Source organism: Streptomyces sp. NPDC012474 (assembly GCF_042955185.1).
GTDB classification, from domain to species: Bacteria; Actinomycetota; Actinomycetes; order Streptomycetales; family Streptomycetaceae; genus Streptomyces; species Streptomyces cahuitamycinicus.
In genome coordinates, this window is record NZ_JBIBEP010000013.1 from 25302 (window position 1) to 51766 (window position 26465).

At 72.5% G+C, this 26465-nt stretch carries 25 protein-coding genes and 1 pseudogene; 17 read left to right on the forward strand and 9 right to left on the reverse strand.

Annotated elements, in window-relative coordinates; genetic code table 11:
• Window positions 1-111 precede the first annotated feature (111 nt).
• The 7 genes from ACFY9S_RS26075 (at window position 112) to ACFY9S_RS26105 (ending at window position 6571) form a co-directional block, all read left to right on the forward strand.
• Window positions 112-1239, forward strand: a complete 1128-nt coding sequence (locus ACFY9S_RS26075) for a ParA family protein (RefSeq protein WP_079128914.1) — start codon at window positions 112-114, stop codon at window positions 1237-1239.
• Complete coding sequence (locus tag ACFY9S_RS26080) at window positions 1224-1808, forward strand: hypothetical protein (RefSeq protein ID WP_391132452.1); 585 nt, start codon at window positions 1224-1226, stop codon at window positions 1806-1808. Before ACFY9S_RS26075 ends, ACFY9S_RS26080 begins: the two co-directional genes overlap by 16 nt.
• 18 nt (window positions 1809-1826) lie before the next feature.
• Window positions 1827-3026 (forward strand): segregation/condensation protein A, encoded by a 1200-nt coding sequence (locus ACFY9S_RS26085; protein ID WP_391132454.1) that lies wholly within the window; start codon window positions 1827-1829, stop codon window positions 3024-3026.
• A complete protein-coding gene (gene scpB, locus ACFY9S_RS26090; protein ID WP_102908647.1) occupies window positions 3023-3712 on the forward strand; it encodes an SMC-Scp complex subunit ScpB in 690 nt (229 codons plus the stop codon). Before ACFY9S_RS26085 ends, scpB begins: the two co-directional genes overlap by 4 nt.
• Window positions 3712-4773, forward strand: coding sequence for a pseudouridine synthase (locus ACFY9S_RS26095; protein WP_102908646.1), 1062 nt, complete (start codon window positions 3712-3714; stop codon window positions 4771-4773). The genes scpB and ACFY9S_RS26095 overlap by 1 nt, the downstream gene beginning before the upstream one ends.
• Before the next feature lie 62 nt (window positions 4774-4835).
• Window positions 4836-5555, forward strand: coding sequence for an NUDIX domain-containing protein (locus tag ACFY9S_RS26100; RefSeq protein ID WP_391132771.1), 720 nt, complete (start codon window positions 4836-4838; stop codon window positions 5553-5555).
• On the forward strand, window positions 5552-6571 hold the full coding sequence (locus tag ACFY9S_RS26105; protein WP_391132456.1) for an ADP-ribosylglycohydrolase family protein: 1020 nt from the start codon (window positions 5552-5554) through the stop codon (window positions 6569-6571). The genes ACFY9S_RS26100 and ACFY9S_RS26105 overlap by 4 nt, the downstream gene beginning before the upstream one ends.
• A gap of 24 nt (window positions 6572-6595) precedes the next feature.
• On the opposite strand, the gene ACFY9S_RS26110 is transcribed toward ACFY9S_RS26105, so the two are convergent.
• Complete coding sequence (locus ACFY9S_RS26110; protein WP_391132458.1) at window positions 6596-7036, reverse strand: Rieske 2Fe-2S domain-containing protein; 441 nt, start codon at window positions 7034-7036, stop codon at window positions 6596-6598.
• A gap of 180 nt (window positions 7037-7216) precedes the next feature.
• Here ACFY9S_RS26110 and aroH point away from each other — a divergent pair, with 180 nt between their 5' ends.
• From aroH to der, 5 genes are all read left to right on the forward strand, one after another.
• Window positions 7217-7579 (forward strand): chorismate mutase, encoded by a 363-nt coding sequence (aroH, locus tag ACFY9S_RS26115; protein WP_031106761.1) that lies wholly within the window; start codon window positions 7217-7219, stop codon window positions 7577-7579.
• Window positions 7576-8661 (forward strand): prephenate dehydrogenase, encoded by a 1086-nt coding sequence (locus ACFY9S_RS26120; protein ID WP_391132460.1) that lies wholly within the window; start codon window positions 7576-7578, stop codon window positions 8659-8661. Before aroH ends, ACFY9S_RS26120 begins: the two co-directional genes overlap by 4 nt.
• 283 nt (window positions 8662-8944) lie before the next feature.
• Window positions 8945-9607 (forward strand): (d)CMP kinase, encoded by a 663-nt coding sequence (gene cmk / locus ACFY9S_RS26125; RefSeq protein ID WP_391132462.1) that lies wholly within the window; start codon window positions 8945-8947, stop codon window positions 9605-9607.
• A complete protein-coding gene (locus ACFY9S_RS26130) occupies window positions 9604-10251 on the forward strand; it encodes a 1-acyl-sn-glycerol-3-phosphate acyltransferase (RefSeq protein WP_391132464.1) in 648 nt (215 codons plus the stop codon). The genes cmk and ACFY9S_RS26130 overlap by 4 nt, the downstream gene beginning before the upstream one ends.
• Window positions 10252-10329: 78 nt before the next feature.
• A complete protein-coding gene (der, locus tag ACFY9S_RS26135; RefSeq protein ID WP_391132466.1) occupies window positions 10330-11820 on the forward strand; it encodes a ribosome biogenesis GTPase Der in 1491 nt (496 codons plus the stop codon).
• A 61-nt stretch (window positions 11821-11881) separates the two neighbouring features.
• Here the strand turns inward: der and ACFY9S_RS26140 are convergent, their stop codons facing one another.
• Complete coding sequence (locus ACFY9S_RS26140; protein ID WP_391132468.1) at window positions 11882-12271, reverse strand: hypothetical protein; 390 nt, start codon at window positions 12269-12271, stop codon at window positions 11882-11884.
• Between the two features lie 85 nt (window positions 12272-12356).
• Window positions 12357-13154, reverse strand: coding sequence for a hypothetical protein (locus ACFY9S_RS26145; protein WP_391132470.1), 798 nt, complete (start codon window positions 13152-13154; stop codon window positions 12357-12359).
• A 543-nt stretch (window positions 13155-13697) separates the two neighbouring features.
• On the opposite strand from ACFY9S_RS26145, the gene ACFY9S_RS26150 reads away from it, so the two are divergent.
• Window positions 13698-14330, forward strand: coding sequence for a transglycosylase family protein (locus ACFY9S_RS26150; protein WP_391132472.1), 633 nt, complete (start codon window positions 13698-13700; stop codon window positions 14328-14330).
• A gap of 72 nt (window positions 14331-14402) precedes the next feature.
• Here the strand turns inward: ACFY9S_RS26150 and ACFY9S_RS26155 are convergent, their stop codons facing one another.
• The 3 genes from ACFY9S_RS26155 to ACFY9S_RS26165 are packed head-to-tail and all read right to left on the reverse strand — an operon-like array spanning window position 14403 to window position 18591.
• On the reverse strand, window positions 14403-15044 hold the full coding sequence (locus ACFY9S_RS26155) for an ATP-binding cassette domain-containing protein (RefSeq protein WP_391132474.1): 642 nt from the start codon (window positions 15042-15044) through the stop codon (window positions 14403-14405).
• Window positions 15041-18115, reverse strand: a complete 3075-nt coding sequence (locus tag ACFY9S_RS26160) for an ATP-binding cassette domain-containing protein (RefSeq protein WP_391132476.1) — start codon at window positions 18113-18115, stop codon at window positions 15041-15043. The genes ACFY9S_RS26155 and ACFY9S_RS26160 overlap by 4 nt, the downstream gene beginning before the upstream one ends.
• Window positions 18115-18591: a hypothetical protein gene (locus ACFY9S_RS26165; RefSeq protein WP_391132478.1), complete on the reverse strand. Its 477-nt coding sequence runs from the start codon at window positions 18589-18591 to the stop codon at window positions 18115-18117. Before ACFY9S_RS26165 ends, ACFY9S_RS26160 begins: the two co-directional genes overlap by 1 nt.
• Window positions 18592-18736: 145 nt before the next feature.
• On the opposite strand from ACFY9S_RS26165, the gene ACFY9S_RS26170 reads away from it, so the two are divergent.
• From ACFY9S_RS26170 to ACFY9S_RS26180, 3 genes are read left to right on the forward strand one after another with little or no spacing between them, the layout of a single operon-like run.
• Entirely contained in the window at window positions 18737-19288 is a 552-nt protein-coding gene (locus ACFY9S_RS26170; RefSeq protein ID WP_391132480.1) for a hypothetical protein, read from the forward strand.
• Complete coding sequence (locus ACFY9S_RS26175; RefSeq protein ID WP_391132481.1) at window positions 19263-20549, forward strand: ABC transporter substrate-binding protein; 1287 nt, start codon at window positions 19263-19265, stop codon at window positions 20547-20549. The genes ACFY9S_RS26170 and ACFY9S_RS26175 overlap by 26 nt, the downstream gene beginning before the upstream one ends.
• Window positions 20550-20587: 38 nt before the next feature.
• Complete coding sequence (locus ACFY9S_RS26180; protein ID WP_391132483.1) at window positions 20588-21628, forward strand: WYL domain-containing protein; 1041 nt, start codon at window positions 20588-20590, stop codon at window positions 21626-21628.
• Between the two features lie 43 nt (window positions 21629-21671).
• Here the strand turns inward: ACFY9S_RS26180 and ctaD are convergent.
• A pseudogene (gene ctaD / locus ACFY9S_RS26185) lies at window positions 21672-23198 on the reverse strand (cytochrome c oxidase subunit I); the annotation flags it as partial.
• A gap of 430 nt (window positions 23199-23628) precedes the next feature.
• Here ctaD and ACFY9S_RS26190 point away from each other — a divergent pair.
• Window positions 23629-23844 carry an I78 family peptidase inhibitor gene (locus ACFY9S_RS26190; protein WP_191847553.1) on the forward strand — a complete coding sequence of 72 codons (216 nt, stop codon included), beginning with the start codon at window positions 23629-23631 and terminating at the stop codon, window positions 23842-23844.
• A gap of 100 nt (window positions 23845-23944) precedes the next feature.
• Here the strand turns inward: ACFY9S_RS26190 and ACFY9S_RS26195 are convergent, their stop codons facing one another.
• Together ACFY9S_RS26195 and ACFY9S_RS26200 are read right to left on the reverse strand one after the other, a co-directional pair.
• Window positions 23945-24916: a phosphatase PAP2 family protein gene (locus ACFY9S_RS26195; RefSeq protein ID WP_391132486.1), complete on the reverse strand. Its 972-nt coding sequence runs from the start codon at window positions 24914-24916 to the stop codon at window positions 23945-23947.
• Window positions 24917-25143: 227 nt separating this feature from the next.
• Window positions 25144-26328 (reverse strand): mannosyltransferase family protein, encoded by a 1185-nt coding sequence (locus ACFY9S_RS26200; protein WP_391132488.1) that lies wholly within the window; start codon window positions 26326-26328, stop codon window positions 25144-25146.
• Window positions 26329-26465 lie beyond the last annotated feature (137 nt).

Consider the following 26465-nt stretch of genomic DNA (forward strand, 5'->3'; position numbering starts at 1 on the left):
CAACCGTCGGCATGGTGCCACGCTGACCTGTCTAGAAGTTTCCTGGTCACCAAGGAGGTAAGACGACTTGTGAATGAGTCGACATTTACTCCCGGGGGTGGTCAACCAGGAATGCCTGCACCGGGCCAGGGGCCCGCGGGGTTCGAGGCTGTCGGCTCCGTCGCTGTGCGCACCTTCGCAGCCCACCAGAGTCAGCAGGCGACTCACACTGCACACCAGAAGATGGATGGCCATCACGTGAACGCCATGGCCGGCGACGGAAGTGGCGCGCCCCACAACCACTTCGCCGACTACGACGAACTGCCCGAGGGGCACTTCTACGACCCCGACGCGGAGTACGAGCCCGACCCCGAGTACGCGGCCACTCTCGCGCCCGACGCGGCCAGACAGCGCCGCGAGCGGGTAGGTCCGACCGGGCGCCCGCTGCCGTACTTCCCGATCCCGGGCCCGCTGCCCGAACACGGACCCGCGAAGATCATCGCGATGTGCAACCAGAAGGGCGGCGTCGGCAAGACCACGTCGACCATCAATCTGGGTGCCGCGCTCGCGGAGTACGGACGCCGGGTCCTGCTCGTGGACTTCGACCCGCAGGGCGCGCTGTCGGTCGGACTCGGCGTCAACCCGATGGAACTCGACCTCACCGTCTACAACCTGCTCATGGAGCGGGGAATGGCGGCCGACGAGGTGCTGCTGAAGACGGCGGTCCCCAACATGGACCTGCTGCCCAGCAACATCGACCTGTCGGCGGCCGAGGTCCAGCTGGTCTCCGAGGTCGCCCGCGAGTCGACGCTGCAGCGCGCCCTCAAGCCGCTGCTGCCCGACTACGACTTCATCGTCATCGACTGCCAGCCCTCGCTCGGCCTGCTCACGGTGAACGCCCTGACGGCCGCGCACAAGGTGATAGTGCCTCTGGAGTGCGAGTTCTTCGCGCTGCGCGGCGTGGCCCTGCTGACGGAGACCATCGAGAAGGTCCAGGAACGGCTCAACCCCGAGCTGGAGCTCGACGGCATCCTCGCCACGATGTACGACTCGCGCACGGTGCACAGCCGTGAGGTGCTCGCACGTGTGGTCGAGGCGTTCGACGACCACGTCTACCACACGGTCATCGGGCGCACGGTCCGCTTCCCGGAGACCACGGTCGCCGGTGAGCCGATCACCACGTACGCCTCCAACTCCGTCGGTGCCGCCGCCTACCGCCAGCTCGCCAGGGAGGTGCTCGCCCGGTGTCACGCCGAGTGAGTCTGCCGGGGGCCGACGAACTCTTCCGTACGACAGGGGGGATGGCGCTTCAGTCGTCCCAGCCCAGGCGTCAGGCCAACGGCGACGCCCGGGTGCCCGCTCCGGCGGGGGAGGGCGACGCGGCAGCGGCCGGGGAGGACGCACCGCAGTCGGTGCCCGCGCAGGGCGGTGACGGCGGGGGTGCCGAGCACGTCGCGGCGGACGCGGAGCCGGCCGAGGCCGGGGAGGCGCACAGCCGTTCCGCGACCGCCGAGCGCTCCGGCTCCGCCCGTCGGCAGACGGCGCAGGAAGGTTCTGCCGCCGGTGCCGCCGGGGCCGCGCCCCGCAAGCGCGGGCGGAACCCCTCGCGCCGCCCCAGCGGCCGTGAACGGCACGACGAGAAGATCACGGTCTACGTGTCGGCCGAGGAGCTCATGGACCTCGAACACGCCCGTCTGGTGCTCCGCGGCGAGCACGGCCTGGCCGTCGACCGCGGGCGCATCGTCCGCGAGGCGGTCGCGGTGGTCCTCGCCGACCTGGAGACCCGCGGAGACGCCAGCATCCTCGTACGACGACTGCGCGGGCGGTAGCGGTAGCCTGCGGGGGCCATGACCTCGAACGCTTCCCCTCCTCCCCCCGGCGTCCCGGCCGGCCGCCGGCGTGCGCTGGGGAGGGGGCCGGCGGCTTCGCCAGTGGAGGAGCCCGGGGCTTCTGTGGAGGCGGGCCGGGCGGTCGCGTCGGCCGAGGAGCCCGGGTCGCCCGGTGAGGCGGGCCGGGCGGCTTCCCCGGGGGACTCCCCGAGCGCCGTGGTCCCCGGGCCGGTGAAAACGACCGAGCCCCTGGCACCGCCTGCGGACGCGGCCGGGCCGGTGGCCGTGGGTGAGCCGGGCGGGACCACTGCCCGGACGCGGCCCGGGAGTCCGCAGGCCGCGTCCGAGGAGTCCTCCGGGACCGCCCAGGGACCCCGGCCTCCGGCCGATGACGCCGAGGCGGCCGGCAGCGGGGTCTTCAAGGTCCGGCTCGCCAACTTCGAGGGACCCTTCGATCTGCTCTTGCAGTTGATCTCGCGGCACAAACTGGACGTCACCGAGGTCGCGCTGTCGAAGGTGACCGACGAGTTCATGGCCTACATCCGGGCGATGGGGCAGGACTGGGACCTGGACGAGACGACCGAGTTCCTGGTCGTCGCCGCCACCCTGCTCGACCTCAAGGCCGCGCGCCTGCTGCCTGCCGCCGAGGTCGAGGACGAGGGCGATCTCGCGCTGCTCGAAGCGCGGGACCTGCTGTTCGCCCGGCTGTTGCAGTACCGCGCGTACAAGCGGGTCGCCGACATCTTCAGCGGGCGCCTCGACGACGAGGCCCGGCGCTACCCCCGTACCGTCGGCCTGGAAGCGCACCACGCCGAACTGTTGCCGGACGTCGTCATCAGCATCGGGGCGGAAGGATTCGCCAAGCTCGCCGTGAAGGCGATGCAGCCGCGGCCCAAGCCGCAGGTCTACGTGGACCACATCCACGCCCCGCTGGTCAGCGTGCAGGAGCAGGCGCAGATCGTCGTGGCCCGGCTCAGAGAACTCGGCGAGGTCGCCTTCCGTGCCCTCGTGGCGGACACCGACGACACCCTGACCGTCGTGGCGAGGTTCCTCGCCCTGCTGGAGCTGTACCGCGAGAAGGCCGTCGAGCTGGAGCAGGAGACGGCGCTCGGGGAGCTGCTCGTGCGGTGGACCGGCGGGGACGGGGACGAGACACCGGCCGTCACCGACGAGTTCGACCGGCCGCCCGAGCCGCCGAAGGAGGAGAAGAAGGCGTGAGCGAGCGAACGACAGACCTGCCGGCCGGGCCGAGTGCCGTCGCCGGACTCGATCTGAAACCGGCCCTGGAGGCCGTCCTCATGGTCGTGGACGAGCCCGCGACCGAGGAGCACCTCGCGAAGATACTGGAGCGGCCCAGGCGCCAGATCGCGGACGCCCTGCGCGAGCTGGCCGACGAGTACACCGTCCAGGGCCGCGGTTTCGAGCTGCGGTACGTCGCGAACGGCTGGCGCTTCTACACCCGGGCCGCCTACGCGCCGGCCGTCGAACGCTTCGTCCTGGACGGCCAGCAGGCCCGCCTCACCCAGGCCGCCCTGGAGACCCTGGCCGTCGTCGCCTACCGCCAGCCGGTCAGCCGCAGCCGGGTCTCGGCCGTACGCGGAGTCAACTGCGACGGTGTCATGCGCACCCTCCTCCAGCGCGGTCTGATAGAGGAGGCGGGCACGGAACCCGAAACAGGTGCGATCCTGTACAGGACGACGAACTACTTCCTGGAGCGGATGGGCCTGCGTGGTCTGGACGAGCTCCCGGAGCTCGCGCCCTTCCTCCCGGAGGCGGAGGCGATCGAGGCCGAGACCCAGGAAGGCGTACCGTCGTTCGACCCGGACGCGCCTGACGACGACGTGCCGGGCAGCCGCCCGGCCACCCCGGGTACCGACGACGAAGACGACCAGACGGAACTTTGATGCGAAGCAGCGGCAGCGGCAAGAGCGGCGGACGCGGTAACCACCGCGGCGCCGGCAACAACAGGGACCAGAAGCAGGGGCAGGGCCGCCCCAGCAAGCCCCGCCCCGAGGAGCGCCGCTACGACGTGGGCCCCGGGGGGACGAAGGAGGGCCCCAAGTCCGGGCGCGGCGGCTCGGCCCGGGGCGGCGCCAAGGGCGGCCCCAAGCAGCCCCAGAAGCAGGGGCGTACGGCCCCGGCTCGCCCGCGTGAGTACGAGGCGCAGGTCGAGGAGCGCAACCGCGACCGGTACGCCGGGAAGAAGGAGGTCAAGCTCCCGAAGACCTTCCCCGGTGCCGAGCAGGAGGGCGAGCGGCTGCAGAAGGTCCTCGCCCGGGCGGGCTTCGGCTCCCGGCGGGCCTGCGAGGAACTGATCGAGCAGGCCCGGGTCGAGATCAACGGCGAGATCGTCCTGGAGCAGGGGCGGCGCGTCGACCCCGAGAAGGACGAGATCAAGGTCGACGGGCTGACCGTCGCCACGCAGCGCTTCCAGTTCTTCGCGCTGAACAAGCCCGCCGGTGTCGTCTCGACGATGGAGGACCCGGAGGGCCGGCAGTGCCTCGGTGACTACGTCACCAACCGCGAGACCCGGCTCTTCCACGTCGGCCGGCTCGACACCGAGACCGAGGGCGTCATCCTGCTCACGAACCACGGTGAGCTGGCCCACCGGCTGACCCACCCGAAGTACGGCGTGAAGAAGACCTACCTCGCGCACATCGTCGGACCCATCCCGCGCGACCTGGGCAAGCAGCTCAAGGACGGCATCCAGCTGGAGGACGGCTACGCCCGCGCGGACCACTTCCGGGTCGTCCAGCAGACCGGCAAGAACTACCTCGTCGAGGTCACCCTCCACGAGGGCCGCAAGCACATCGTGCGCCGGATGCTGGCGGAGGCCGGCTTCCCGGTCGACAAGCTCGTCCGGGTCGCCTTCGGGCCGATCACCCTGGGCGACCAGAAGTCGGGCTGGCTGCGGCGGCTGTCCAACACGGAGGTCGGGATGCTGATGCAGGAGGTCGACCTCTAGGCCTTGTGAGCAACCCCCACCCCCTTTTATAGTCGCACTGACTATAAAAGGGGGTGCTCTTGATGGACGGCTACGACAAATACGCCCACGAACCCTTCGCGGTGACCGTCGACCTCGCGGTGTTCACCCTGCGGGACGCCGCGCTGCACGTGCTGCTCGTCGAGCGCGGACAGGAGCCGTACGCCGGACGCTGGGCCCTGCCCGGCGGATTCGTGCAGCCGGACGAGTCCGCGGAGACGGCCGCCCGGCGTGAACTCGCCGAGGAGACCGGCCTGTCCGATGTTTCCGCACTCCATCTGGAGCAGCTGCGGACGTACAGCGAACCCGGCCGCGACCCCCGGATGCGGGTCGTGTCGGTCGCCTTCGCCGCACTGCTGCCCGACGCTCCGGAGGCGCACGGCGGCAGCGACGCCGCCGACGCCCGCTGGGTGCCCCACGGCACGTCCGGGCCGCTCGCCTTCGACCACGACCGCATCCTGGCCGACGCCCATGACCGGGTCGGCGCCAAGTTCGAGTACACCTGCCTCGCCACCGCCTTCTGCCCGTTCGAGTTCACCCTCGGTGAGCTCCAGCAGGTCTACGAGACCGTGTGGGGCACCGAACTCGACCGGCCCAACTTCCGGCGCAAGGTGCTCGCCACGCCGGGGTTCGTCGAAGCCGTCCCGGGCGCCGCGCGACTGACCGGCGGCCGCGGCAAACCCGCCGCGCTGTACCGCGCCGGAACCGCCACCGCCCTCCACCCGCCTCTCCTCCGGCCCACCCGGGAAGGACGCCCCGCATGACCATGCTCGTCCACAAGCAGGCCGCCACCGGAGCGCTCACGGGCCTGGCCCTCGGAGACGCATTGGGGTATCCGACCGAGTTCAGTGACGTTCCGTCGATACTCGCCGCGTTCGGCCCCTGGCGGCAGCTGGACCTGCCCGAGCGGGCCACCGTCTCGGACGACACCCAGATGACGCTGGCGCTGGGCCGGGCGGTGCGGACGGCCATGGACCGAGGGCTGCTCACCCCGCTGCGACTGGCCCGGTCCCTGCGTGAGGAGTTCGTCGACTGGTACCAGTCCCCCGAGAACAACCGGGCCCCGGGCCGCACCTGCATGAAGGCCTGTCACCTGCTGAAGGACGAGAACCGCCCCTGGCAGGACGCCAGCCAGATCGGCTCCAAGGGCTGCGGCGCCAACATGCGCGTCGCGCCCCTGGGTCTGGTCCCCGGCCTCAGTGACGAACAGCGCGCGGGCGCCGCCCAGTTGCAGTCCGCCCTCACCCACGGGCATCCCACCGCGCTGGCCGCCTCCGACCTCACCGCACACGCCGTACGGCTGCTCGCGCGGGGCGCCGAGCCGACGGGGCTGATCGGCCTGCTCCGCTCGTACGCCCTGGAGAACCGCAGCCGCTACCACGAGCGCTGGCTCGGCGACCTGTGGCGGCGGGCCGGGGACCCGAGTCCCGAGCGGTTCATCGCACGCGGCTGGGACGAGTGCCTGGAGGCCCTCGAACGGCTCCGGCACGCCGTGCGCACCGTCTCGCGGGAGACCGACCCGTGTCTGGCCACCGGCGAGGGCTGGATCGCCGAGGAGGCCCTGACGACCGGGCTGCTGTGCTTCCTGCTCTTCGTCGACGAGCCGCTGACGGCCCTGCGCCGTGCCGCCTGCACCGCCGGCGACTCGGACTCGATCGCCTGTCTGGCGGGCGCCTTCGCCGGCGCGTACCAGGGTGCGGAGGCCTGGCCCGCCGAGTGGGCCGACCGCGTGGAGTACCGGAGCGACCTGCTCACCCTCGGGGCGCTGTGGGACGCGTGACACCGCGGAGCCGTCCGCGGGGCCTCACGTCAGGCGAATCGCGTTTCCCTCCACGGTGATCTGCTCGGCGGGCAGTGGCCGGGTCGCCGGGCCCTGGGCCACCGCGCCGTCGGCGATCTGGAACCTGCTGCCGTGGCAGGGGCAGTTGATCGTGCCGTCGGAGACGGACCCCACCGTGCAGCGCTGGTGGGTGCAGATCGCTGAGAAGGCCTTGAACTGCCCCTGCTCCGGCTGGGTCACCACGACTTCCTCGTCCTTGAAGATCTTGCCGCCGCCGACCGGGATCTCGTCGATGTTGGCCAGGACCTGGCCGGCGGGTGCGCTCGTCGCGTCCTGGCCGGCGGGAGAGCTCGTCGACGCGGAACCGTTGTCGTCGCCCCCGCCGCCGCAGGCCGCTACGAGCGCCGCCGCGCCCGTAGCACCCGTCGCGAGGAGAACCGTGCGGCGCGTGGTCTCGTGGGTCATGTCGTCACTCCGGAGATGCAGAAAAGGGGGTAAATCGCAATGTGCCTCATCTTGGCACTGAACCTGCCCAAAGGTGTCGATCCCGGCGTCTCAGCGAGCGAGCGCCGCGCACCCGGGCCGCGCGGGCTGACTAGGCTGGTCGGACGTAGAGCGACACGCACGTCAGCAAGGAGCATCGCCGTGGCGGTACGAGCGGTCCGGGGCGCCGTCCAACTCGAACGGGACGAGGCCGGGCACATGGACGAGCAGGTCGGAGCCCTGCTCACGGAGATCCTGGAGCGCAACGATCTCGCCGCCGACGACCTGATCAGCATCTGGTTCACGGCCACCCCCGACCTGCACAGCGACTTTCCGGCGGCGGCCGCCCGCAAGCTGGGCATCGTCGACGTGCCGCTGATCTGCGCCCAGGAACTGGACATCGAAGGCGCCATGCCGCGTGTCGTCCGGGTTCTCGCGCACATCGAGTCCGACCGGCCCCGGGCCGATATCGCCCACGTCTACCTCGGCGCCGCGGCTGCCCTGCGCAAGGACATCGCCCAGTGAGGACCGCACTCGTCATCGGCACCGGCCTCATCGGCACGTCCGCCGCGCTGGCCCTGTCCCAGCGCGGCGTCACCGTGCACCTCGCCGACCCGGACCCGGAGCAGGCCCGTACGGCGGCCGCGCTCGGCGCCGGCACGGACGAGGCACCGGACGGGCCCGTCGACCTCGTGATCGTCGCCGCCCCGCCCGCGCACGTGGCCGACGTGCTCACCGACGCCCTGCGCCGCGGTGCCGGACGCGGCTACCTCGATGTCGCCAGCGTCAAGGGCGGGCCGCGCCGAGAGCTGGAGGCGCGCGGTCTCGACCTGTCGGCGTACATCGGCTCGCACCCCATGTCGGGGCGTGAGAAGTCCGGCCCGCTGGCCGCGACGGCCGACCTCTTCGAGGGCCGTCCCTGGGTGCTGACCCCCAACCGGGACACCGACACCGAGGTGCTGAACCTCGCCCTGGAGCTGGTCTCGCACTGCCGGGCCGTGCCGGTCGTCATGGACGCCGACGCCCACGACCGGGCCGTCGCCCTCGTCTCGCACATGCCCCACCTGGTCTCCAGCCTGGTCGCCGCGCGCCTGGAGAACGCCGAGGAGTCCGCCGTACGGCTGTGCGGGCAGGGCATCCGGGACGTGACGCGCATCGCCGCCTCCGACCCGCGGATGTGGATCGACATCCTCTCCGCGAACCCCGCGCCGGTCGCCGACCTGCTCACGGACGTCGCCGCCGACCTGGAGGAGACCGTGCGGGCCCTGCGCGCCCTGCAGTCCTCCGACGACCACAAGCGCCGCGAGGGCGCCGGCGGGATCGAGGACGTGCTGCGGCGCGGCAACGCCGGGCAGGTCCGCGTCCCCGGCAAGCACGGATCCGCGCCTCGGGCCTACGAGGTCGTGGCCGTGCTCATCGACGACCAGCCCGGACAGCTGGCCCGGATCTTCGCCGACGCGGGTCTGGCCGGCGTCAACATCGAGGACGTGCGGATCGAGCACGCGACGGGGCAGCAGGCCGGTCTGGTGCAGCTGATGGTGGAGCCCAAGGCGGCCCCGGTACTGAGCGCCGCGCTGCGGGAACGGGGCTGGGCTCTCCGGCAGTAGCGGGGTGTGGGCCGGTGGGCCGGTTCCCTGGGCTGCCGCCCTCCGGGGCCCCGCTCCGGCCTGACCGGCCTTGTCCTCGAACGCCGGACGGGCCGGGTGGTGCCGGGCGCGGCCGTCGGCCGTATGCCGGGTCGGCCGAGCGCCGTCGGCAGTCGCGCCCAGCCGTCCCGGACGCGCGGCCGGACGAGTGACGCGAACCCAGTAACCTTGTGCGGGGCACTCGCGCCCTCACCCACGCCGAGCCCGGTCCAGGAAGGTCCCCACTGTGGAAAGCGCCACGCCAGTGATTGTCGCCATCGACGGCCCCGCCGGCACCGGCAAGTCGAGCACCTCGAAGGCCGTGGCGGCCCAGCTCGGGCTGAGCTACCTGGACACCGGCGCCCAGTACCGGGCGATCACCTGGTGGATGGTGAGCAACGGCATCGACATCGACGACCCCTCCGCCATCGCCGCCGCCGCGGGCAAGCCCGAGATCGTCTCCGGTACCGACCCGGAGGGCCCCGCCATCACGGTCGACGGCGTGGACGTGGCCGGTCCGATCCGCACCCAGGAGGTCTCCTCCAAGGTCAGCGCGGTCAGCGCGGTGCCCGAGGTGCGCGCCCGGATCACCGAGCTGCAGCGCTCGATCGCCGCCTCCGCGGAGCAGGGCATCGTCGTCGAGGGCCGGGACATCGGCACGACCGTGCTGCCCGACGCCGACCTCAAGGTCTTCCTCACCGCCTCCCCGGAGGCGCGCGCCGCCCGCCGCAGCGGCGAGCTGAAGGGTTCGGACGTCCACTCCACCCGTGAAGCCCTGATCAAGCGGGACGCAGCCGACTCCAGCCGCAAGACCTCCCCGCTCGCCAAGGCGGACGACGCCGTCGAGGTGGACACCACCGAGCTCACGCTGGCCCAGGTCATCGAGTGCGTCGTCACCCTCGTCGAGGAGAAGCGGGCCGGAAAGTGACCGAACTGCCTTCGGCGCGGGGCGCCGAGGTCGGGCGGCGCATCGGCGTCGGCCTGATGTACGGGCTGTGGAGGCCGCGCGTGCTCGGCGCCTGGCGGGTGCCCGCGAGCGGGCCGGTGATCCTCGCGGTCAACCACTCCCACAACATCGACGGCCCGATGGTCATGGGCGTTGCGCCCCGGCCGACACACTTCCTGATCAAGAAGGAAGCGTTCATCGGGCCGCTGGACCCCTTCCTGCTCGGCATCGGGCAGGTGAAGGTCGACCGCGACACCACCGACCGCACGGCGATCACCCACGCGCTGGGCATCCTGGCGGGCGGCGGCGTGCTCGGCATCTTCCCCGAGGGCACCCGGGGCGAGGGCGACTTCGCCTCGCTGCGCGCCGGGCTCGCGTACTTCGCGGTGCGCAGCGGCGCCCCCATCGTCCCGGTCGCCGTGCTGGGAAGTTCCGACCGGCCCGGACGGTTGATAAAGATGCTGCCTCCGCTGCGCTCCCGCGTCGACGTCGTCTTCGGCGAGCCCTTCGAGGCGGGCGACGGCAGCGGTCGCCGGACGCGCAAGGCCCTGGACGAGGCGACCGGGCGCATCCAGAAGCAGCTCGCGGCCCACCTGGAAAACGCCAGGCGCCTCACCGGGCGCTAGGCGAGACTGAGTAGTGGACCAGCCCGGAACAGCGGGTACTCCACCGACCACCACGATGAACGACGAGGTACGGACTTCATGAACGACCACATCCAGCCCGACGGCTCGGACGCGTCCGAGGGCGCGCACGAGCACGACCACGGGGCGCTCGGCGACGCCGAGTTCGCGGAGTTCATGGAGCTCGCCGCGGAGGAGGGCTTCGCCCTCGAGGACGTCGAGGGCGCCATCGAGGCGGCGGGCCACGGTCCGCTGCCCGTGCTCGCCGTCGTCGGCCGCCCCAATGTCGGCAAGTCGACCCTGGTGAACCGCATCATCGGGCGCCGCGAGGCCGTCGTCGAGGACAAGCCCGGCGTCACCCGCGACCGCGTCACCTATGAGGCCGAGTGGGCGGGCCGCCGATTCAAGGTCGTCGACACCGGCGGCTGGGAGCAGGACGTCCTCGGTATCGACGCCTCCGTGGCCGCCCAGGCCGAGTACGCCATCGAGGCCGCCGACGCGGTCGTCTTCGTCGTCGACGCCAAGGTCGGCGCCACCGACACGGACGAGGCCGTCGTCCGGCTGCTGCGCAAGGCCGGCAAGCCGGTCGTGCTGTGCGCCAACAAGGTGGACGGCCCCAGCGGCGAGGCCGACGCCTCCTACCTGTGGTCGCTGGGCCTGGGGGAGCCGCACCCGGTCTCCGCGCTGCACGGCCGCGGCACCGGCGACATGCTCGACCAGGTCCTGGAGGTGCTCCCCGAGGCCCCGCGCGAGACCTTCGGCGGCGGTATCGGCGGCCCGCGCCGGATCGCCCTGATCGGGCGCCCGAACGTCGGCAAGTCCTCCCTGCTGAACAAGGTTGCGGGCGAGGAGCGTGTCGTCGTCAACGAGCTGGCGGGCACCACCCGCGACCCGGTCGACGAGCTGATCGAACTCGGCGGAGTCACCTGGAAGTTCGTCGACACGGCGGGCATCCGCAAGCGCGTCCACCTCCAGCAGGGCGCCGACTACTACGCCTCGCTGCGCACCGCGGCCGCCGTCGAGAAGGCGGAGGTCGCGGTCATCCTGATCGACGGCTCCGAGTCCATCTCGGTGCAGGACCAGCGGATCGTCACCATGGCCGTCGAGGCGGGCCGCGCTGTCGTCCTCGCGTTCAACAAGTGGGACACCCTCGACGAGGAGCGCCGCTACTACCTGGAGCGGGAGATCGAGACCGAGCTCGGCCAGGTGGCGTGGGCGCCGCGGGTGAACGTCTCGGCACGCACCGGGCGGCACATGGAGAAGCTGGTCCCGGCGATCGAGACGGCTCTGGCGGGCTGGGAGACCCGGGTCCCGACGGGCCGGCTGAACGCCTTCCTCGGTGAGCTGGTCGCCGCCCACCCGCACCCGGTCCGGGGCGGCAAGCAGCCGCGCATCCTGTTCGGCACGCAGGCGGGCACCAAGCCGCCGCGGTTCGTGCTGTTCGCCTCCGGTTTCATCGAGGCGGGCTACCGGCGCTTCATCGAGCGCCGGCTGCGCGAGGAGTTCCGCTTCGACGGGACACCGATCCACATCTCCGTGCGGGTGCGCGAGAAGCGCGGCAGGAAGAAGTAGCGCGAACCACTGGAAAGGGCGGCCCCGAAGGGGGCCGCCCTTTCCAGTGTCCGGTGCTCGCTCAGACGCCGCCGCGCCGCCCGGGCGGCAGCGCGGCCGGTACGTGGTGCATCCCCGTGCTGTGTGAGCCGATGGTCCCGACGCGCTGCCACTGCGGCTGCTGCCCGGCGGCATGGCGGGCGCTCTGGGCGCCCGCGCTGTAGGCACTGTAGGAGCTGCCGTACGCCCCTGCGTACGAGCCCGGACTGTGCGGGGTGTTCCCGAAGGCGGTGAAGCCCAGCTTCTCCTCGCCGCTGCGGTCGCCGGGCAGTGCGCGGAAGGACTTGACGTACTCGGCGTAGAGCGCGTCATAGATCGGCGTGGCCGATGGGCCGCCCTGGGAGTCCTGAGCCGATCGCGCGGACGGGATCGGCGAGAAGGACTGGCGGCGGGGAACGTCGTATGCGTGCACGTATGTCCAAACGACCCCGCGGGTCAGGGGATGCGGTCCGGGTACGGCTTTCGCAGGTCTGCGGCGTGCGCGGGTGACGGGCGGTTCAGGTGCCGGCCAGCGGCAGCGCCGAGCCGACCAGCTTTCCGTTCGCCGCCGCCTTGTCCAGCGCGTCCCGCAGCAGGTCCTCGCGCGGCTGGCGGCCGATCGAGCCGACGGGCGCGGCGAACATCAGCACCTGCTGGTGCTTGTTGGCCGCCGCGCGCCAGCCCTCGGTCACCTGGAGCGGCTGGTGCGCCTGCCACCAGGCCACCGGCTGGCCGCCGTCGCTGCCCGGCTGGAGCACCGCGTGCAGCTGGCCCACGGCGAGCAGCACCGACCAGCCGTGCAGCACCGGAGGTACGGAGGACAGCTCCGTCAGCGGCATGAAGCCCTGCTCGATGAGCAGCGGCAGGAAGTCGTCGCCGGTGCCGCTCGTGCCGGGCCGGGCGATGGGGCCGGTCGGCTCCACCACCAGGGCCGGGTGGAGCTCCCCGCCGATCAGGACGAGCCCGCTGGTCACGCCGAGCACCGCCTGCTCGGGCACCGCCTTGTCGGGCACCACCCTGTCGGGCTCCAGGTCGACGGTGTCGCCGGCGATGGACTTCACGGCGCCCCGCAGCTGCTCCTCGGTGACCTGCACGACCTGCGAGGGCAGACAGCCGGCGTGGGCGAAGGCGAGGACGGCGGTCTCGTCACCGATGAACAGGACGGTGCTGGTGCGCTCCTGCTCGGAGTCGCCCGGAGTGCGGCAGGACGTGCAGTCGTAACTGCCCGGGGCGGTCTCTCCGGCGAGCAGGCGGTCGGCTTCTTCGTCGCCGATCTCGGCGCGTACCTCGTCGCTGACGTCGAGCATGCGCGGCACGGGTGGCTCCCTCGGGGGTGCGGTGCGTGGCTAAGCCGGGTGGCTCCCGGCCTGTGGTCCGGGTAGGTCCCGGCTCATGAAGAAGACAACGGGCGATCTGTGGCGGGAGTCACGCCCCAGAGCGAACGGAATCGAACCAACCGGCGCGCAGGGTCACGCTTCACGCGGAATCGCGCACTCACCGTCAACTCGCCGGTATGCAAAGGGCGTTGGCGGGGTGAAGTGGGTCACAGATCGTCAGGGGAGTTGGTGAACAAATCCGGAAATCAACGAATGAAGTGGGTGTCCGGAAATGGCCGTTACCCGAGGTATCGGTGAACTGGCCTGCCCGGACGGGTGACCGGTTGATGTCGGCCGCCGGCCTCCTTGGATTCCTCCGCCGTGTGCAACGAGCACCGCTCGGGTACGTCCACCGGCCGCCGGGTTCCCAGGAACCGGGCACGGCACCGCTCCGGTGGACGGGGCGAGCGCGACCCTCGCGCCCCATGGCGCGGGAGTGGCGCTCCGCCTTGGGGGATCCCGGGTGTTCCGAAAGGGACTTACATGTCCGAATGTGCCGATTCCTCTCGCCCCGACGCCCGGAAGAGCCGGGTTCGTACGACGGCGGTCCTCGCCGGGGCGGCACTGCTCGCGCCCCTCGGACTGCTCGCCGCGACCGGTAACGCCGCGGCGGCCGACAGCGGAGTGTGGGACCGCATCGCCCAGTGCGAGAGCGGCGGCAACTGGCGCATCAACACCGGCAACGGCTACTACGGCGGACTCCAGTTCGCCGCCTCCACCTGGAACGCCTACGGCGGCACGGCCTACGCGCCCACCGCCGACCGGGCGAGCAGGTCCCAGCAGATCGCCGTCGCCACCAAGGTCCAGCGCGCCCAGGGATGGGGCGCCTGGCCGACCTGCTCGGCACGCGCCGGGGCGAGCGGCGGCGCACCCGCCGCCGACCCGGTCACGTCCACCGCGCCGGCCCCGGCGAAACCGCCGAAGGCGCCGGCGCGTCCCACGGAACACGCGGACCGCGGCGCCTCCCGCGGTGACTACACCGTCCGCCGGGGCGACACCCTGAGCGGTGTCGCGGCCCGGCACGGGACCACCTGGCAGCGCCTCTACGCCGCCAACAAGGACGCCATCGGCGAGGACCCCGACGTGATCGTGCCCGGCCTGCGCCTCACGTTCTGAGCCGCTGATCCCCCTCGCCGGGACACGGGCCCCGTCCGGTCGGCCGACCGGACGGGGCCTCGGTGTCCGGCATCACCCCGGGAGTTCGCCCGCCTCCCCGGCGAACACGACGGTCCCGCGGCGCAGTTCGTAGACGATCGCGGACCGGTCCCGCAGAGTGGGCGGCAGCCGCTGCTCGGCGACCACCACACACGCGTCCAGTGCGCCCAGCAGCTCGTACGTCCGGGCCGCGACCGGGGGCGACATGCCCTGGGCGGGCTCGTCGACGAGCACCACACGCGCGCGTGCGAGCAGGGCCCGCGAGAGGGCGAGCATGCGCTGCTCCCCGCCCGAGAGGGTGCCGGCGCGCCGCTCCAGCAGGGGCCGCAGCTGCGGGTAGGCGTCGAGGGCGGTGGTGTGGTCGCGGGCGGCGAGTGCCAGATTCTCGCGCACGGTGAGCGAGCCGAACACGGCCTGCCGCTCCGGCACCAGGCACATCCCCCGCCGGGCCCGTTCGTACGCCGGGACGCGGGTCACGTCCGTGCCGTCCCACACCACCGTGCCGCCCGACAGGGGCACGGTGCCGGCCAGAGCGCGGAGCGCGGTGGTGCGGCCGGAGCCGTTGCGGCCGAGCAGCACGGTGAGGCCCGGGCCGGGGGCGGCGAGGGTGACGCCGTGCAGGGCCTCCAGGGGGCCGTAGCGCACGCGGGCGTGGCGCAGGGAGACGGTCGTCATCGTCCGGCCCCCGGCTTCAGGGCGTCCAGCACGCGCCCGGGCGGGCCGGAGGCGACGATCCGGCCCGCGGTCATCACGTGCACGACGTCGGCGAGACCGGCCACCAGATCCAGGTCGTGCTCGACGACGAGGAGGGCCGTGCCGTCGGCGGCCAGGGCCTTCAGGACCCGGGTCAGGGCGCTCACTTCGGCGGTGTCGAGACCGGCGGCGGGCTCGTCGAGAAGCAGGACGCGGGGACTTCCCGCGAGGACCCGGGCCAGTTCGACGCGGCGCAGCGTCCCCGTGGGCAGCCCGGCGGCGGGCCGTGCGCGCAGGGGTCCGTCGAGCCCGAGCAGCCTGAGGGCGTGCTCCACGGCGCCCGGGTCGGTCACCAGGCCCTGCTCGGCGCCGACACGGACGTTCTCGGCCACGGTCAGCGAGGGGAAGACGGCCAGTTGCTGGAAGGTCCGTGCGACACCGAGCCGGGCGCGGGCGTGGGCCGGCAGCGCGGTGATGTCCCGCCCGCCGAGACGCACGGTCCCGCGCGCGGGCGGCAGCGTCCCGGCCAGGCAGTGGAACAGGGTGCTCTTCCCGGCCCCGTTGGGCCCGACGACCGCGGTGATCCGGCCGGGGGAGAGGTCCAGGTCCACTCCGTCGAGGGCGGTGAAGCCGCCGTAGCGGGCGTGGAGGCGGCGGGCGGTGAGGAGGGGGACGGCGGAGCCATCGGCCGTCGGGGCTGTGGGCGGCGCGGCGTCTCCCCTGGGCGCCGCCGCACGCGGCCCGGGGCCTGGGGGCGGCTCGGGCCGGGGGGCGGGGGAGGGCTCGGGGGGCGGCTTGGAGTGTGTGGTTGGAGGGGGTTTGGGGGGTGCCTCGGGCCGGGGGGCTGGGGTCGGCTCGGGCCGGGTGGTCGGGAAGGGCTCGGGCGGTGCCTGGGGCGGGGTGGCCGGAGAGGGTTCGGGGGTCGGCTCGGGCCGGGTGGTCGGGAGAGGCTTGTGTGGTGCCTGGGGCCGGGTGGTCGTGGAGGGCCCGGGTGCCTCCGGGGCTCCCTCGGGCCGGGTGGCCCGAGGGCCGTTGCCGTCGCTCGGCAGGCCCGGGACGGTCCGGCCCGGCGGGCGGCGTTCCGGGCGGCGCTCGCCGTCTCGGGGCTCGCGCCGGCCGGACGCTCCCGCACTCTCCGCCCGGTGCGCCACCCGCGTCGCCCCGGTCGGCACGCCCGCCCCCGCGGCCGCCCGCGCCGCCGAGGGGCGCAGCCGCCCGCGGGCCCGGGCGCCCACCGGAGTCGGAGCCGGGGTGCGGCGCAGCCGGAGACGTTCCGATGCCGTGCGCAGAGCCTCGTAGGGGCCGCCCGGGAAGCGGCCCACCAGGATCGCCAGGACGCCGATCAGGGCTGCCGCGACGCCGCCCCGGGTACCCGCGTCCAGCCCGACCAGAAGAGCCGCCGCCGCGAGGGCGCCGAGCGTGCTGTCGGCACCCAGCACCACCACCGCGGCGAACCACAGCAGGCCGCGCACGGGGTCGTAGGCGGCGGCGTCGAAGGCGCGCAGGCCCATGCCGAGCATGCCGCCGCCCAGCGCTGCCAGTGCGGCGCCCGCGACGAAGGCCAGCAGCTTGAGGGACGGCACCCGCACGCCCGCCGCCTGCGCGCCCCGCTCGTGGTCCCGCATGGCGGCGAGGGCCCGGCCCGTCCGCCCCCGGCGCAGCGCGTGCGTCGCCAGCAGCGCGACCGCCAGCAGGAGCAGCTCCAGGAGGTAGTACGCCCGGTCCCCGTCGAAACCCGCCGGGCGGTCCAGTGACAGGCCCGAGGTGGCGTACGGCTGGGCGAAGACGAAGCGGCTCACTCCCACCCCGACCGCGAACGTCGCGAGCGCCAGTGCGAAGCCCCGGCGGCCGATCGCCGGCCAGCCCGTCAGCAGGCCGAGCGGTGCCACCAGGACCACCGACACCCCGAGGGCCGCCAGCTCCGGCAGGGCGGGCAGCCCCGGGAAGCGGCCCGACGCCAGCATCGCCGTGAACAGGGCGCCCAGGCCCGCGTACGCCGCCTGCCCCAGGGAGATCTGGCCACCGCGCCCGGTGACGACCACCAGGGACAGCAGGATCACGGCCAGCGCCGGCACCTGGACCGAGGTGTGCAGGTCCCGGCCGGCCAGGCCCAGCGGCAGCAGGAACAGCACGAACACCACGATCCAGGCACCCGGCGGGGTCGGCACGCGCGCGGTGGCCGTGTGCGGCAGCGCGTCCCGTTGCCCCGTACCCGGCAGTACCAGCGCCGCGACCAGCAGCGCGACGACGAACAGGTTCGTGCCCACCGCCTGGAGCAGCGGCTCGGCCCAGCCCGACGGGTGCAGCCGCGTCAGCTGGCTCTGCGCCACCCCGACGCCGAGCGCCACCACCACCGCGACCGGCAGGCTCCGCATCCGCGCCGCCACCGCGACCGCCACGACCTCCATGACGAGCAGCGACAGACCGTACGGGTCGAGCCGCACGTACGGCGCCAGCAGCACACCCGTCAGACCGGCCGTGAACGAACCGAACGCCCACCCCGTGGCCGCGACCCGGTCCGCGTCGACACCGCCCAGCACGGCCAGCCGCCGGTCGTCGACCACGGCCCGCAGCTCCCGCCCGAACCGCGTCCGGCGGACCACCGCCGCGACCCCGGCGGCCAGCACGAGCACCACCGCCAGCTGCCCCCACGGCTCGTCCGGCACCAGCACCGGAGCGTCGTCCCGCGCCCCCTGCCCCCACAGCAGCGCCGCCCCGCCCACCAGCAGCACGAACACCCCGATGGACGCCACCAGCGTCTGGGCCGGGTCGTCGCCCAGGACCGCCAGGGGCCGGAAGACGAACCGTTCCAGGACCACCCCCAGACCCGGAGCCAGCACCAGCAGCGTCACCACCGCACCGAGCCACAAGGGCCAGCCCCACTCGACCACGCACTGCCGCAGTACGTACGCACACACCATCGCGATCGCGCCGTGGGCGAAGTTCAGCACGCCCGTCGCGCGGTACGTCACGATCAGTCCGATCCCGGTCAGCGCCGCCGCGCTGCCCACCGAGAGCCCGGCGAGGGTGAGGTCGTACGTCAGCGACGACATCAGTCGGTTTCTTCGGCCGGCTCGCAGATCGGGCAGGGGTCCAGCTCACCACTCGCCACCAGCTTGGAGTCCACCGGGACCGCCTCCGCCTTGCCGGCGACCAGCGGGCAGTCCGCGCGGTGCCACAGCGTGCCGCCCGGCACCATCAGCAGGTCGCCGCTGACCGCGAGCGGGGCGAGCCCGGCCCGGCCGGCTCCCTCCGGCTCGTCCGGCTCCGCCGCCACCAGCAGGTGGTACAGCTCCTCCACGCGCGCGGCGGCGATCGCATCCCGGCCCCGGGCCAGCAGCACCGCCCCGGCGACGATCAGCGCGGCCCCGGGGACCGTGCAGGAGGCGAGGTAGGGCAGCTGCCGTTCGGCGTAACGCTCGCCGGAGACCCCGTACCAGCCGACGACGCACAGCACCGCGCCGGCGGCCAGGGCGGCCCAGCCGGCCCACAGGACGGGATGCACGGTCCGCAGTCGGCTGGTCCGCATCGCTGGCTCCCACACGTCGGGTTCGGCTGTGCGTGCGTCGGGCTGCCTGTTCAAGTCCGCCGATCGCTTGCACTATGCCCTGTGGAAGCTGACCCTGAAAGCACCGGGCGCCCATGGCCCGGACCGACACCCGGTGGTGAGCCAGATGGTTCTCGGCAGCGACCTCAAGCGGGGGAACGCGAGGGGCGGTCCGCGCACCGCGGGACGGGGCACGGCGATCGCCGCCACCCTGGTCCTGGCCCTCGCGGCCTGCAGCGACGACAGCGGCGGCGGAAGCGAGTCCACGCCTCCGACCCCGACCGCGGAGCGAACCACCAGCGCTCCGGCCACCGCGCCGGCCGACCGGGCCGCCGCCGAGGCGGAGATCAGGCAGAACTGGCAGAAGTTCTTCGACCCGAAGACCTCGACCGAGGACAAGCAGGCCGTCCTGGAGAACGGCGACCGGATGGGCCCGGTCCTGCAGGCCTTCAGCGGCGACGAGCGCGGCGGGCAGGTCCAGGCGAAGGTCACCGAGGTCGAGTTCACCTCGGCGACCGGGGCGGACGTCACCTACACGCTCACCCTGAAGGGCGCGACCGCCCTGCCCGACGCCTCCGGAAGCGCCGTCGAGCAGGACGGCACCTGGAAGGTGTCCGCCAAGACGCTGTGCGCGCTGGTGCAACTGAGCGGCAATGCGTCCCCGATTCCGGGCTGCTGAGGCACTCGCCGCGGTGCTGCTGCTCGCCCTGAGCGCGGCCTGCGGCAGTCGGCTCCCGGAGAGCGACTTCGAACGCGACGACCCCACCCGGGCGCCCCGCGACGCCGCGCCCCTGCGGGTCGGCATCATCACCAGCGCCACAAGCCCGGTCGGCGGCAGCGCCTTCACCGGCCCGCGCGACGGCGCCCAGGCCTTCTTCGACCGGCTCAACGCGCGCGGGGGCATCGACGGCCGCCGGATCGAGGTGCGCCACTGCGACGACGGCGGCAGCGGCGTCGGCAACAACGAGTGCGTGCACCGGCTCGTGGCGGAGGACAAGGTCGTCGCCCTGGTCGCGACCACCGCCCTGGACTACGCGGGGGCCTCCCGCGTCTCCCGCGCGCGCGTGCCCGACATCGGCGGCCAGCCCATCGGCACCGCCTACGACACCTTCCCGCACCTCTACGGCATCTACGGCAGTCTCGCGCCCCGCGACGGCACCCCCGGCTGGGACGGAGAGCTGTACGGCGGCACCGAGGTCTACCGCTACTTCGAACGCGAGCACGGCGCCCGCACCGCCGCCGTCGTCTCCTACAACCAGTCCGCCTCGGCCGCCTACGCCCGGCTCGTCGAGCGGGGGCTGCGCGCCGAGGGCTACAAGGTCGTCACCGAGCAGGTCGACTTCGCCCTGCCCAACTTCCGCGCCGTCGCCGCCGATCTGAAAGAGCAGGGCGCCGACCTGGTGTTCGACGCGATCGACGGGCACGGCAACGCCCGGCTCTGCCAGGCCATGGACGAGGCCGGCGCCGACGTCACCGCCAAGGTGACCAACGTGCAGAACTGGACGTCCACCGTCGCCGAGGACTACAAGGACGCCCCGCGCTGCCGCAACGCCCTCTGGGCGACCGGCGCCAGCCGCAACTTCGAGGACACCGGCCACCCGGCCGTACGGGAGTTCCGCGAGGCGACGAAGGACCTGAAGACGCACTCCCAGTGGCAGCTGGAGGGGTGGGCGGCCGCGCGGTGGTTCACGGACGCGGCGACGTCCTGCGCGACGACGGGCATCACGCGCGCGTGCGTCGACGCCTACATGGACCGCAGCCAGGGCTACACCGCCGGGGGGCTGCTGCTCCCCGTCCGCTTCGAGCGCCTGCCGGAGCCGCCGGAGAGCAGCAGGACCTGCCTGTCGGTGGCCCGCTGGCAGGACGGGAAGGGCTGGGTGGGCCAGGGGGACATGAACCGCACCTGCTTCACCGTCCCGCAACTGGCCTACGCACCTTGAGGACAGTGGTTGTCCGCAAGGCCTGGCAGACTCGCCCCATGTTGGAGACCTCGGCCCGTCTGCTGCGTCTGCTGTCCCTGCTCCAGGCCCACCGCGAGTGGTCCGGCGCCGACCTCGCCGGCCGGCTCGGCGTCAGCGCCCGCACCCTGCGCCGGGACGTCGACCGGCTGCGCGAGCTGGGCTACCCGGTCAACGCCAGCCCCGGCACCGGCGGCGGCTACCAGCTGGGCGCCGGCGCGGAACTGCCGCCGCTGCTCCTGGACGACGACGAGGCCGTCGCCGTGGCGGTCGGGCTGCGCACCGCCGCCGGGCAGGGTATCGACGGCATCGGAGAGACCTCGGTACGGGCCCTCGCCAAGCTGGAGCAGGTGCTGCCGAACCGGCTGCGCCGCCGGGTGAGCGCCCTGAACGCCGTCACCGTGCCGATGCTGCGCAGCACGCTGCCCTCCTCGGTCGACCCGGCCGTGCTCACCGAACTCGCCCACCTGTGCCGGGACGCCGAACGGCTGCGCTTCGAGTACCGCGGCCACGACGGCACCACCACCCGCCGCAGCGTCGAACCGCACCGCCTGGTGTGCACCGAGCGCCGCTGGTACCTGGTCGCCTGGGACCTCGACCGGGACGACTGGCGTACGTTCCGCGTGGACCGCGTCACGCCCAGGCCACCGCACGGCCCGCGTTTCGCCCCGCGCCGCCCGCCCGCCGAGGACCTCGCCGCCTACGTCTCCCAGGGCGTCTCCACGCGCGCGTACGCCACCCACGCCGTCGTGCGGCTCTTGGTGCCCCTGGAGGAAGCAGCCGAACGCATCTCGCCCTCCGCCGGGGTGCTGGAGGCCGAGAGCGAGGACACCTGCCTGCTGCGCTGCGGCGCCGGCAGCCTCGACGTGATGGTCATCCACGTGGTGATGCTGGGCTTCGAGTTCGAGGTGCTGGAGCCGGACGGGCTGATCGAGGCGATCAGGACGACTCGGGACCGGCTTGATGGCGCTCTGGCTCGGGCTGAGACGTCACCGCCGCGTACTCGGGATGGTGCAGGTCGAACGCCGGCGACTCGGAGCGGATCCGGGGCAGCGTCGTGAAGTTGTGCCGCGGCGGCGGACAGGAGGTCGCCCACTCCAGGGAGCGGCAGTAGCCCCAGGGGTCGTCGACCTCGACCTTCTCCCCGTACTTGGCGGTCTTCCACACGTTGTAGAGGAACGGCAGCGTCGACATGCCGAGCAGGAACGCGCCGATCGTCGACACGGTGTTGAGCGCGGTGAACCCGTCCGCCGCGAGGTAGTCCGCGTACCGGCGGGGCATGCCCTCGGCGCCCAGCCAGTGCTGCACCAGGAACGTGGTGTGGAAGCCGGTGAACAGAGTCCAGAACTGGATCTTGCCGAGCCGTTCGTCGAGCATCTTCCCGGTGAACTTGGGCCACCAGAAGTAGAAGCCGGCGAAGATCGCGAAGACGACCGTGCCGAAGACGACGTAGTGGAAGTGCGCGACCACGAAGTACGTGTCCGTCACGTGGAAGTCCAGCGGTGGCGACGCCAGGATCACCCCGGTCAGCCCGCCGAACAGGAACGTCACCAGGAAGCCCGTCGCCCACAGCATCGGCGTTTCGAAGGACAGCGAGCCCTTGAGCATGGTGCCGGCCCAGTTGAAGATCTTCACGCCCGTCGGCACCGCGATCAGGAAGCTCATGAAGGAGAAGAACGGCAGCAGCACCGCGCCGGTGGCGAACATGTGGTGTGCCCACACGATCATCGACAGGCCGGTGATCGCCATGGTCGCCCCGACCAGCGTCAGATAGCCGAACAGCGGCTTGCGGCTGAAGACGGGGATGATCTCCGTGATGATGCCGAAGAACGGCAGCGCGATGATGTACACCTCGGGGTGGCCGAAGAACCAGAACAGGTGCTGCCACAGGATCGCGCCGCCGTTGGCCGCGTCGAAGACCTGCGAGCCGAACCGCCGGTCCGCCTCCAGCACCAGCAGCGCCGCCGCGAGCACCGGGAACGCCATCAGGATCAGGATCGACGTGAACAGGGTGTTCCACACGAAGATCGGCATCCGGAACATCGTCATGCCGGGGGCGCGCATCCCGATGATCGTGGTGATGAAGTTGACCGCGCCGAGGATCGTGCCGAAGCCCGACAGCGCCAGCCCCATGATCCACAGGTCGGCCCCGATGCCCGGCGTGCGTTCCGCGCTGTTGAGCGGGGCGTAGGCGGTCCAGCCGAAGTCGGCGGGTCCCGAGGGCACCAGCAGGGAGCCGAGCACGATCAGCCCGCCGAACAGGAACAGCCAGTACGAGAACATGTTCAGCCGCGGGAAGGCGACGTCGGGCGCGCCGATCTGCAGCGGCATCAGCTCGTTGGCGAAGCCCGCGAAGGTCGGCGTCGCGAACAGCAGCAGCATGATCGTGCCGTGCAGCGTGAACGCCTGGTTGAACTGCTCGTTGTCGATGATCTGCAGGCCGGGGCGGGCCAGTTCGGCGCGCATCAGCAGCGCCATCGCCCCGGCGACCAGGAAGAACAGGAACGACGTGAGCAGGTAGAGATGGCCGATCTTCTTGTGGTCCGTCGTCGTCAGCCAGTCGACCACCGCTCGTCCGTGCCGCGTCCGCGGCTCGGACGGCGCGGCCGCCTCTACGGTCTGCGTCCCCATCGCTCGCTCGCCCCTTCGCTGATCGCGCACCGGGCCCGCCGCAGCCCACGCCTCACGTACCCGCGAGCTCACGCCATGATGCTCGCGTCATCGTGCGCTCCGACAGGGGGCGTATCGGCCCCTGTGTGCCGAAGCCATGCATTTCCCGTACCGCGCCGACTTCGCCGGGCCGGTGCGGCACAGGAAAGGAATGGAGCCCCGGAGGCACTTCACCCGGCACTTTCCGCCGGGCTTTTCCATGAGCTCATGGGACACGCGGGAATTCCGATCGAATGCCTGCGGAAGGCGTACGGAACCGCTCGTCCGTGTGACGGACAGCTTCCGAAACGCTTGTCGTGATCTTGTGACAGAAGCGTGACGGGAGGGGGACAGTGACCGGGGCCGCGGGCCTGGACTTCCGTGGTCGGCGGGCAGCACATAGCGTGGCGGCATGGCACCGACTCCGACACCCTCCGCGGAACCCGACGACAGCCCGGACACCTATGTCGGCCTGGAGGCCGACCGGGCCGAACGCCTCGCGCGAGAGCGCGGCTGGCCGACGGTGCGCTCGCTGCCGCCGGGGGCGATCATCACGATGGAGTACCGCGTGGGCCGGCTGAACTTCGAGGTCAAGGGCGGTCGGGTGGCGCGGGCCTGGAAGGGCTGAGACCTGGCGTAGGCCCCTGGAAAGCACCCACCACCCTCCCGCAATCGGGGCTTCGCGGCGCCGGGGGGGGGGTGCGCACCGGCCCGTGGTCAGCCGCCCGTCATGGGCGGGCCGACGATGCCGAACCGTGCGGGTGGCGCTCCGGGTGCGGCTGCCGGCGGCTGCCGGCGGGTGTGACCGGCGTGCGCTCCGAGCGGGACGTGTGCGGGCCCGGCGCCAGGCAGACCGGGGCCCGGGCCGCTCGGGCCGGCACGTCCTCCCGGTCGGCGGGCAGCGGCGTGATCAGGACGGGAGCCCCGGCCGGGGTGCGGCGTCTGCGGTCCCGCAGACGATCGCGCAGGTCGAAGATCGCGACCTCGGCCCGGGCGATCAGCGGCTCGAACCACGGCAGGCCGAGCAGGATCAGCAGACCCGCGGTCCAGCCGAGGAGCACATCACTCAGCCAGTGCGTACCGAGGTAGACCGTGGCCATCCCGACGCCGAGCGAGGTCACCGCGGACACGGCGGACAGCCAGCGCTGCGCTCTCGCGGAGGACGCCAGGTAGGCCAGGATTCCCCAGGTCACCACGGCGTTGGCGGTGTGACCGCTCGGAAATATATCGCCGCCGCGCCACATCTCGTTCGAGCCGATCACGGTCGCGTAGTGCGGGCCCAGGCGGCCCATGCCGTACTTGGCGGCGCCGACCGTGACGTTCAGCAGCAGCAGCGAGACGCCGAACACGAGCAGCGGCCGGAGGGTGTGCTGCCGCCAGGAACGCCAGCCCAGCCACGCCGCGACCATCACGGCGGTCGGGCCGCGCTGGCCGAGGACCACGTAGTAGTCGACGAACCAGTGGATCTCCGACCACTGCTGGTACGGGCGGAAGAACATGACCTGCCAGTCGAGCCGGACCAGCCAGGACGTGATCACCACGGCCCACACGATCGCGCCGTAGAAGGCCAGGGTTCCCGCGAAGAGCACGATGCGGTGCCTGCTCATCTTCGGCACATCGATGTGGGCCGGTCGTTCCGGCTCACGGTCCAGCCGGGCGAACACCCGGTCCAGACGGGTGAGCTTCGGTTCGGTACGCACCCAATCGACGTTACAGCGAGTGAGCTCAGATCCCGGGCGAATCAACGGCTTTGTGATGACGATGTGATGTGGGATTCCTCTCAGGAGGGGGTTTATTTCCAGCGAATCTGCAATCGCCGACCGCTGTGACCTTCAATTCCTTTGATCATTCCGGATGCGGGTTTTATCGCGCTTTTGAATTCGTTCACCGGGGCATGGGGCGGAATTCCCCCGGCGCTCACAGCGGGTCAGGGCGGACCGGAGCCGTTCAGCCAGAACGCGCCGTACACCGCGGAGACCACCGCCACGGCCCCGAGAACGGTCGCTGACCTGCGCGTACGCACCTTGGCCAAGGCCGACGCGAGAGGCAGCAGCAAGGGGAAGGCGGGCATCAGCAGACGCGGTTTCGAGCCGAAGTAGCTCGACGCGCACAGGGCGAGCGCGGTCACGACCCCGGTGTAGACCAGCAGCGGCAGCGGCTGGCGCTGACGAACTCCGGTCACATACAGCCAGACGACTGACACGACCCCGGCGATGAGCCCCACTCCGGCCAGGGCCGACGGGAACGACGTGAACTTCTCGGCGACGAAACGGGCGAAGGCGTAGCCGCCGTCGAAGCCGTTGCGCCATCCGGCCTGGACATCGAGATAGCCCAGCGGGCCCTTGCCGGTGCGGTGGCCGACCCAGAGCACGTAGCAGGCGGTGCCGAGGGGGGCCAGGGCCATGCCGAGGACGCGCCGGGCCCGGGTCCCGGCGGCGGGGACGCGCGGAGTGTCCTGCCCGGCCGCGCGCCGGTCGCGGACGAAGGAGGCCACGGCCGCCACCCACACCGCCGCCACCACGGCCAGCCCCACCGGGCGGGTCAGCCCGGCGAACAGGGCCAGTGCGCCGGCCGTCACCCAGCGGCCGGTCAGCACGGCGTACAGCGCCCAGGCCGCGAGCGCCGTGAACAGGGACTCGCTGTACGCCATCGACTGCACGATCCCGACCGGAAGAACGGCCCACAGCAGCACCGCGCACACCCCGGCCCGGCGGCCGTACACATGGTCCGCCACCGCGAAGATCCCCCAGGCCGCGGCGAGCGAGGCGACCGTGCTGACCAGGAACCCCCCGTCCGCGTACGACAGCGGCGACACCGCCGCCACCAGTCGCTCCAGCCAGGGCAGCAGCGGGAAGAACGCCAGGTTCGAGTGCACGTCCCCGTTCGCCAGCCGCACCTCGTAGCCGTAGCCGAGCTCGGCTACGCGGACGTACCAGAGCGCGTCCCACCTGGCGGTCAGCAGCGTGTACGCGCTCTTGTCCCGCGCCGCGCTCCACAGGAACAGAGAGAGCAGGCCCAGGGCGCGGACGGCCGCGTACCCGGCGAGCGCCGGAGCCGCCCGGCGCAGCGCCCCGGCGCGGGACGGGGCCGCGCGCGTCTCAAGATCGGTCACGGCCCCGATTATCGACCCGGGCCGGAACCGCCCGGCCGACCGGGGCGTGAACCACGAAGGAGCAAGTGGCGTACGCCACATCCTTCCGCCGAAGGTGTGAGAGGTCCGCCACTGGTCTCCGTCGGGGACTCGCGTAC

Bases quoted from the DNA above. Each gene is read 5' to 3' on its own strand.
- ACFY9S_RS26105 (WP_391132456.1), top strand. From the start codon at position 5,552: ATGACCATGCTCGTCCACAAGCAGGCCGCCACCGGAGCGCTCACGGGC.
- ACFY9S_RS26075 (WP_079128914.1), top strand. From the start codon at position 112: ATGCCTGCACCGGGCCAGGGGCCCGCGGGGTTCGAGGCTGTCGGCTCC.
- der (WP_391132466.1), top strand. From the start codon at position 10,330: ATGAACGACCACATCCAGCCCGACGGCTCGGACGCGTCCGAGGGCGCG.
- ACFY9S_RS26175 (WP_391132481.1), top strand. From the start codon at position 19,263: ATGCGTCCCCGATTCCGGGCTGCTGAGGCACTCGCCGCGGTGCTGCTG.
- ACFY9S_RS26155 (WP_391132474.1), bottom strand. From the start codon at position 15,044: ATGACGACCGTCTCCCTGCGCCACGCCCGCGTGCGCTACGGCCCCCTG.
- ACFY9S_RS26110 (WP_391132458.1), bottom strand. From the start codon at position 7,036: ATGACCCACGAGACCACGCGCCGCACGGTTCTCCTCGCGACGGGTGCT.
- ACFY9S_RS26160 (WP_391132476.1), bottom strand. From the start codon at position 18,115: ATGTCGTCGCTGACGTACGACCTCACCCTCGCCGGGCTCTCGGTGGGC.
- ACFY9S_RS26085 (WP_391132454.1), top strand. From the start codon at position 1,827: ATGACCTCGAACGCTTCCCCTCCTCCCCCCGGCGTCCCGGCCGGCCGC.
- ACFY9S_RS26095 (WP_102908646.1), top strand. From the start codon at position 3,712: ATGCGAAGCAGCGGCAGCGGCAAGAGCGGCGGACGCGGTAACCACCGC.
- ACFY9S_RS26100 (WP_391132771.1), top strand. From the start codon at position 4,836: ATGGACGGCTACGACAAATACGCCCACGAACCCTTCGCGGTGACCGTC.
- ACFY9S_RS26190 (WP_191847553.1), top strand. From the start codon at position 23,629: ATGGCACCGACTCCGACACCCTCCGCGGAACCCGACGACAGCCCGGAC.
- ACFY9S_RS26165 (WP_391132478.1), bottom strand. From the start codon at position 18,591: ATGCGGACCAGCCGACTGCGGACCGTGCATCCCGTCCTGTGGGCCGGC.
- ACFY9S_RS26150 (WP_391132472.1), top strand. From the start codon at position 13,698: ATGTCCGAATGTGCCGATTCCTCTCGCCCCGACGCCCGGAAGAGCCGG.
- ACFY9S_RS26170 (WP_391132480.1), top strand. From the start codon at position 18,737: ATGGTTCTCGGCAGCGACCTCAAGCGGGGGAACGCGAGGGGCGGTCCG.
- ACFY9S_RS26180 (WP_391132483.1), top strand. From the start codon at position 20,588: ATGTTGGAGACCTCGGCCCGTCTGCTGCGTCTGCTGTCCCTGCTCCAG.